The sequence below is a fragment of the Paenibacillus nanensis genome (genome assembly GCF_003583765.1).
Taxonomy (GTDB): Bacteria; Bacillota; Bacilli; order Paenibacillales; family Paenibacillaceae; genus Pristimantibacillus; species Pristimantibacillus nanensis.
The window spans coordinates 144,393-151,503 of record NZ_QXQA01000016.1; the positions used below are offsets into that span (position 1 = coordinate 144,393).

At 55.5% G+C, this 7,111-nt stretch carries 7 protein-coding genes; 2 read left to right on the plus strand and 5 right to left on the minus strand.

All coding sequences use genetic code 11. The annotated features are described in order from the left end of the window. Positions 1–136: 136 nt before the first annotated feature. The 5 genes from D3P08_RS21675 to D3P08_RS21695 all read right to left on the minus strand — a co-directional run bounded on the left by D3P08_RS21675 (position 137) and on the right by D3P08_RS21695 (position 3,460). Positions 137–991 carry a deoxyribonuclease IV gene (locus tag D3P08_RS21675; protein ID WP_240647695.1) on the minus strand — a complete coding sequence of 285 codons (855 nt, stop codon included), beginning with the start codon at positions 989–991 and terminating at the stop codon, positions 137–139. Then, complete coding sequence (gene mutM, locus D3P08_RS21680; protein WP_119602213.1) at positions 936–1,817, minus strand: DNA-formamidopyrimidine glycosylase; 882 nt, start codon at positions 1,815–1,817, stop codon at positions 936–938. The genes D3P08_RS21675 and mutM overlap by 56 nt, the downstream gene beginning before the upstream one ends. A gap of 58 nt (positions 1,818–1,875) precedes the next feature. After that, complete coding sequence (locus tag D3P08_RS21685; protein WP_119602214.1) at positions 1,876–2,142, minus strand: hypothetical protein; 267 nt, start codon at positions 2,140–2,142, stop codon at positions 1,876–1,878. Positions 2,143–2,147: 5 nt separating this feature from the next. Continuing rightward, complete coding sequence (locus D3P08_RS21690) at positions 2,148–2,558, minus strand: MerR family transcriptional regulator (RefSeq protein ID WP_119602215.1); 411 nt, start codon at positions 2,556–2,558, stop codon at positions 2,148–2,150. A gap of 74 nt (positions 2,559–2,632) precedes the next feature. Next, the gene (locus D3P08_RS21695) at positions 2,633–3,460 is read right to left on the minus strand and encodes a pentapeptide repeat-containing protein (RefSeq protein WP_119602216.1); all 828 of its coding nucleotides are present in this window, start codon (positions 3,458–3,460) and stop codon (positions 2,633–2,635) included. Between the two features lie 257 nt (positions 3,461–3,717). Here D3P08_RS21695 and D3P08_RS21700 point away from each other — a divergent pair, with 257 nt between their 5' ends. Further along, the gene (locus D3P08_RS21700; protein WP_240647696.1) at positions 3,718–5,910 is read left to right on the plus strand and encodes a sensor histidine kinase; all 2,193 of its coding nucleotides are present in this window, start codon (positions 3,718–3,720) and stop codon (positions 5,908–5,910) included. Between the two features lie 11 nt (positions 5,911–5,921). Then, entirely contained in the window at positions 5,922–6,569 is a 648-nt protein-coding gene (locus tag D3P08_RS21705; protein WP_119602217.1) for a response regulator transcription factor, read from the plus strand. Positions 6,570–7,111 lie beyond the last annotated feature (542 nt).

Sequence of the window (7,111 nt, forward strand, 5' to 3'; positions counted from 1 at the left end):
CCAGTAAGCGGAGAATGCATGAACGAAAAAACAGCTGTTGCCTCTTTGCGGTAAGAGGCGACAAGCTGTTTTTTTGTGCGGAAATGGAAGGGGACTGGGCCTATTCCTAGTCATGTGCGATGCAGGAGGCCTTCCGTTATGCCAGCGTCCGGACGAAGTCGATCTCCGCCTGGTGGGAGGATTGCGCGGGAACCGGCGTCTCCAGCACCACCGGGATATGCGCGATTTCCGGGGCGCTCAGCGCCTCGGCGAGCGAGGCTTTGCCGATGGCGCCTTCGCCGATGTTAGCGTGACGGTCCCTTCGGGAGCCCGACGGATAGACGGAGTCGTTCAAATGCAGCGCCATCAGATGCTGCCAGTAACCAAGCTTCGCGCCGGCCTCGTACAGCTCCTTCCAATTGGCGCCGGTCCATGTGCCGCTGGCGAAGAAATGGCAGGTATCGAGGCAGAAGCCGATTTTTTCCGGGTAAGCGGACAGCTGCCGGATCGTGACAAGCTCCTCCAGCGTCGCGCCGATTTTTGCTCCTTCTCCGGCTTGATTCTCGATCAGCAGCTTCGCCCTGCCCTGCCAATCCTGTAATGTCTCGTTGAGGGCGGCAATAATAATTTTGTAGCCTTCCAGCGGGTCGGTGCCGCTTTTCCACTTCCCGAAATGAACGACGACGCCGTCCGAACCGCACGCTTCCGCGATCTCGAGATCGTTGCGGAGCGACTGGATCGTCGGCTCCCGCAGCGCGCCCTCAGCCGCCAGATTGGTCGCGTACGTCGTGTGCGCGATGCTGCGGATGCCGTGCTCCCGGCAAATCGCGGCGCACTCCGCGGCATCGGAAGCGCTGAACGCCTTGACGGCGAGTCCTCTAGGGTTCTTGGGGAAGTACTGGAACGCCGTGGCGCCTATCGCCGCCGCTGTCTGCGCCGCGCCGGAGTAGCCTCGCTTAATGCTGATATGACAGCCTACGTGCTTCAGCCTTGTTGCCGCCATCGCGTCCATCGCGTTCTCCTCCTTGGCGCTGACATCGTTCGCAGAAAAATACTTTGCGCCCATTGCTTTCCGTTTTCGTAATCGGCGTCCCGCAGCGGAAGCAGGGCTCGCCGCCGCGGTCGTACACCTTGCATCGGTCGTTATACCCGCCGGTTAGCGCATCGCCCGCATAGAGCGGCGTCTCCATGTATCCGCCGTACCGGATCGCCTCCGCCAGCGTCGAATGCATGGCGCCGAACAGCGCATGCAGCTCGCTGTCGGGGATGTCGCCGAGCTTACGAAGGGGATGGATCGCGGCGGCGAAGCACATCTCGTCGGCGTAGCAGTTGCCGATGCCGGCGATGACGTTTTGATCCGTAAGCGCGAACTTTAGCGCGCGCCGCGACTTGCGCAGCCGGGCGATGAAATCGTTCGGCCCGAACTGCGGATCGAGCGGGTCAGGCCCAAGCTTGCCAAGCTTCTCCTCGAGCTCGGACGGGGCGTAAATATGCAGATAGCCGAGTCGCAATCCGTGGAAATAAAGGCTGCGGCCGTTCTCGAAGGAGAGTGTGACCTGCGCCGTTCGCTCCGGCGCTTCCTCCGGCGTCCCGTAAAACATCGAGCCGCCGAGCATGAGATGCAGCGCCAGCGAGTCCCCGCTGTCCAAGCGGAAGAGCAGCATTTTCGCGCGGCGGTCGACCCGCACGAGTCTGCGCCCAGCGACTCGAGCTTTGAACGCATCGACCGGCACATTGACCGTTTTTTCGCGCGTTACCTCAACGCTGCGGACGATTTTTCCCGCGATTCGCTCGTTCAGCAGATTTTTATAGGTCTCCATTTCAGGCAGTTCAGGCATCAAATGCCCTCCCTTAAGTTACATTCTATTGGATTAGATTGCCTATGGAGGTGGCGTTTTATGCTTGGCGTTCCTGATGCTTCCTGCTTGCGCTTACGATTTTCCCGCTGCGCAGCTTGCGGTGGTCGATTGGCTTCCCGTCAATCGTGACGGCGGGAATGGATAAAACGCCATAAGACGCCGCCTTTTCAAGGACATCGCTTCCGGAGGCGCCCGCGTCGTAGATCGTCACAACGCATTTCGGGCATGCGTTTTCCTTCACCATTTTTACGAGCTCTTTTCCATTCGCCGAGCCGTCTACAAAAACTTCGATTTGTTTTCCCATACCGCTCATCCCCTCATCCAGGTTTTAAGGATCGGGCAGTTGCCCTTTGAGAGAGGGAGGGCTTCTTCCGGAAGCTTCGTAACTTGCTCGAGCATGGTTTTAAAGCGTTCGAGTCGGGCGATTTTTTGCTCCATTTCCTTCACCTTGGCTTTGGCGTAAGCGTACATCTCTTCGGCAGGGAAATGGTCATCATCGCGGAGAATGCTGCGAAGCTGCTTAATTTCCAGCAAGGTGAAACCGATCTCCTGGGCTTGTTTGATAAACGCGATTTCATCAAGCACGTTCTCCGGATAAATGCGGTAGCCGGACTGCGTCCTGGGCGGCTTCGAAATCAGCTCCTTTCGCTCATAAAACTTTACGGTCTCCATATTTACGTTCGCCGCTTTCGCGACTTGGCCGATCGTAAGTCCCTTCATATACGATTTCCCCCTCTCGGATATAAAGATAAACCCCGTACTATAGTACGGGGTCAAGCGATTTTTCTATTCGCTTATTTGCTCCAGTGCGCGGGCCGTTCCAGCCGTTCCGGAATCTTCGTCGAAGCGTCGCCTCTCGCCGCGTTCAATTGGAACTGGGAGAGGAATAGGCTTGCGCTTAAATCCGCGCCGCGGATATCCGCATCGCGGAAGTCGGCCCCGATCAGATCGGCGGATCGGAGATCCGCGCCGCTAAGATTCGCCGCTATCAGATAAGCTCCTCTTAAATTTGCGCCTCGCAAATCCGCGCCTTTCAGCTTAGCGCCCATTAGATTCGCACCGCGCTCGTAGCTTTTTCGGCGTCCGGGTGTTCCTACTAATGAACGAAGCGCTTCCGACCGAACCAGCTCGCTTGTTCTTATCAAATATTCGTTGACGGCAGCCCGGTGCATCACGATATCCAGCTTCAGCAGCGATTCGGCGCCAAGCTCGGTCAGCTTCTCCGTCTCCTCAAACGCTTTGCGTAGTTCTGCATGTATGCTGCGAGCCTCTTGGCGATTCATCGCGTCTTCGATGTACCAGAGCAGCTCGTGCAGCTGGCGCATCATCGGCAGCGCGTCGAACATCGCCGAAGCGAGCTCCGGATTTGTCCGCCAGTCCTTCCCGCCGAAGGTTACCTTGGAAACCTGCTGCCCCGCGCCGAAGCAATCGAATACGGTACAGCCTTTATAGCCTAGCTTACGCAGCTTGTTGTGGACGCCGCAGCGGAAGTCAGCCTGCAGGTTGGCGCAGGGTTGTCCCGCAGCTTTGCTCGCGGCGAAGTCGGCGGAAGCGGCAAAAGGCAGAGCGACGCAGCATAACCCGAAGCAGCTTTCGCAATCCGCCTTAAGTCGTTGAAACATCGGTTGCCCCTCCTTACAATCTCGTTATTCCGAATCCAATCGTCATAGCTACTATGATATAACAGCTGTTGTCGCGTGAATAGACCGGATTTACTAGATTTTTTTGGCCTCTTATGCAAAAGTTTGAGGGAGAAGCTTGTTATGTTTATAATTTGCGGGCATCCCCCAACTTTTTGCGTGCTTCTTCCGGGCAATACCTTTTACAATGAAAGCAGTAATCTCTTTATAGGGATCCATATAGCAAGGAGCGACCGAACGTGACGAATGACCAAAGCTTGCAGCTAAACGATAAAGCCATGTTTGAGATGTACCGCATTATTGCCGAAAATACGATGGATTCGATCGTCGTAGTCGATAACGACGCCATCGTGCGGTTTGTCTCCCCGTCGCTAACGGAGATGACGGGCTACAGCCTTAAGGAGTACGAAGGCATGGACGCGTTCAATATTCTGCATCCGGATGACAGGGAGCGAGTGAGGGGGGAGCATGCGAAGGCTGTCGGCGACGGCTGCAATGTCGACACCTCGTACCGCATTATCGATGCGGATGGCCGCGTGCTCTTTGTCGAAGCACGGGTTAGACCGGTACTTGATGAAACGGGGCATGTCAAATACGTTGTCGCGGTGGCGCGGGACGTCACCGAGCGGAAGCAGGCGGAGCGGCTGTTGGAGCAAATATTGAGCAATACGAACGCGGCGGTATTTTCGACGGATCAGCATTTCAGCAGGTACACGTTTTGTTCTGAAAGCATGGAGAAAATATCCGGATTGCCGATGAACGTTATTCGGGAGCATCCGATCCGCCTGCATGACCATATCCATCCTGACGATAACGATGCGCTGATGGGCGAAGTGAAGGAGAGATTGGATCAGGGCTTGTCCGTCACCCGAAACTTTCGCTGGATTCATCATAAAGACGAGGAGCGGTGGGGCCGCCTGATCATTCATCCTTATCTGAACAGCGAAGGGAGCATTGAGCGGCTGGACGGCATCATTCTCGATATGACGGAGAAAATCCGTTCCGATCTGGCTCTTGAAGAAAGCGAGCAGCGCTATAAGTCGTTATTCGAAAACAACTTCGACGGCGTATTCTCGATGGAGTTGAGCGGTTTTTATTTTGTCGGCGCGAACCGGTCGTTCGAGGAGATCGTCGGGGTAGAAATGGATCAGCTGATTGACCGATGTTTTCTCGGGATCCTTCATGACGAGGATCATGCTGAGGTCTATGCGGCGCTCGTTCAAGTGATGCAGCTTGGACTGTCCCGGGATATCGAATGCCGCCTCGCGCAGCGCGGGAACGCAGAGAAGATCGTCAGCATTACGTTTGTGCCGATTATCGTTGCAGGCAAGCTGAACGGCATTCACGGCATCGTCAAAGATATTACGAAGCGGAAGCAGGAGGAGCGGGAGCTGATCCAAAGCGAGGAACGGTACAAGCATCTGCAGCAAAGCTTGAACCGGTTCGCCGGCGATCTCGCCCGGGTGATGAAGGTGGCGGACTTGGAGCGCCGCCTGCTCGATGAGGTGGGCGCTGTGCTTCGAGTGTCCGATGCGTCGATTGAGGAAGTGCCGCAGGGAGAGGAATTGCCGGCTGCTCAGGCTGGCGAAATGCGGGTGAAAATCGGGGAAAAGGCGCAGGGCATGGCTGTCTATTTGCGAATCGCGCTGAACCAGGGCTTGCAAAAAATTGAGGAGGAGTGGCTGGATACCGCCGTCCATTACGTGACGATTTTATACGATAATCTGCAGTTTATCGAAGACTTGATGCAGCGGATGGAGGCGATGGTAGAGGGCGGCGAGACGCCAAGATGGATGCTTCGGCTGCTGTTCAGCTTATCGGAGAAGGAGAGGGCTTCGCTGTCGAGCGATCTGCACGACGCCGTGCTGCAGGATCTAATCATTTGGTACCGGAAGCTGGAGTCTCTTCGCTCTACGACTAGCTTGGATCATAGAACGGATCAGGAGCTGAAGCGGATTGAAGAAGGGCTGCTGGACGCGATCCATCAAATCCGGATTACTTGCAACGAGCTGAGGCCGCCGTTCCTGCTTAAGATGGGACTTGTCGAATCGGTAAAAAGTTTGCTGGCTTACGCCCGAATGTTCGCCAATTATGAAATTGAATTCGTTGCGGAGGAGCCTTCCTATACGCTGAGCGAGGACCAGATCCTAGGGCTGTACCGGATTGTGCAGGAGCTGCTGAACAACGCGAATAAACATGCGATGGCGACGAAGGTCGCGATGGAATTGGCTTTTACGGAGGATGAGGTGCGCTTTACGTATTCGGATAACGGTGTCGGGATGGATTTGTCGGCCTTTGGCGGGTCGTTTCAGCATATGGGCATCGCCGGTATTGAAAAGCGGGTGCTCAGCTTGGACGGGAAGGTCGAGCTGACCTCCTCGCCGAATGCCGGGTTTCACGTTCATCTCCGGATTCCAACAAATATAAAGTAAAGGTGATCGCAATGGAAATTTTATTGGTGGATGATCATAGATCAGTCGTTGAAGGGACCAAGATGCTGCTGGAATCGGAGCCGGGCATGAACGTGACGGTGGAGACGGACGTGTTCTATGTGCCCGATCTGGTTCGTCTCAAAAAATACGATGTCATGCTGTTTGACCTTTACATGCCGCATGTGAACGGCGCCGACCTCGCGCGTACCGTGCTGCAGCATGACCCGGACGCCGTTATTTTGATCTACTCCGGGTTTGAAATCGCTCCGCATTTTAACTTGCTTATGGAATCGGGCGTTTCGGGCTTTATTTCGAAAACGTCAACGCGCGACCAGCTTATACAAGCCGTCCGATGCGCCTCGCAAAAGATCGCCATGGTGCCGATGCAGCTGCTCAAGCAGCTTCGCCGGCAGGAAATCGTGGTTCGGGGCGAACGCGACCATGAACGGACGGTCATCACGCAGGAGGAGGACCGGCTGCTGCGCGAGCTGGCCAAGGGCAAAAGCAACAAAGAAATCTCCAAAGCGCTTATGATCAGCCAGCGCTCGCTGGAGTACAGCCTGACGGAGCTGTTTCAGAAGCTCCAGGTCAGCTCGCGCGTCGACGTGATCAAAAAAGCGAAAAGCCTCGGCATCCTGCCGACCGAGGATTTGTATTAGGGCCGCTTCTGCGGCCTATTGTATTGCTGGTTTCGTGCGGTTGCTTTGCATGATTGGCCGACGCCCGGAGCAGGCTGGATCAGTCCGGACAAGGGGCTCGGGCCGGGTCAGCGCGGACCATGCTGGACCAAGGGGCTCAGGCCGGGTCAGTGCGGACCATACTGGACCAAGGGGCTCAGGCCGGGTCAGTGCGGACCATGCTGGACCTGTCCGGACTAGGTTGACCCCACGTCTGGCCTGTTCCTTCCTGGATGAGGGCTATCGGCGGCGCCAATAGCGCCAAAAGTGCACTTATTTTCTCGCGTTAAGGCCAGTTTGGCAGGAATAAGGACAAAAGTGCACTTAATTCGCCGCAGATGCCCCGTTTCTCGATGACGTAAAATAAGTTGTGTACCAAGTTTTGGTTCTTCACAGAACACAAAAAAGTAGGGTATCCTCGGGATTGCTGAAGTCACCGAAGGAGGACCCTACTCAATGACTACTATACCCGAAAATCTGTTTGCTGATCTACTTGAAAATACTGTTACAAAGCTTCTGAAAGA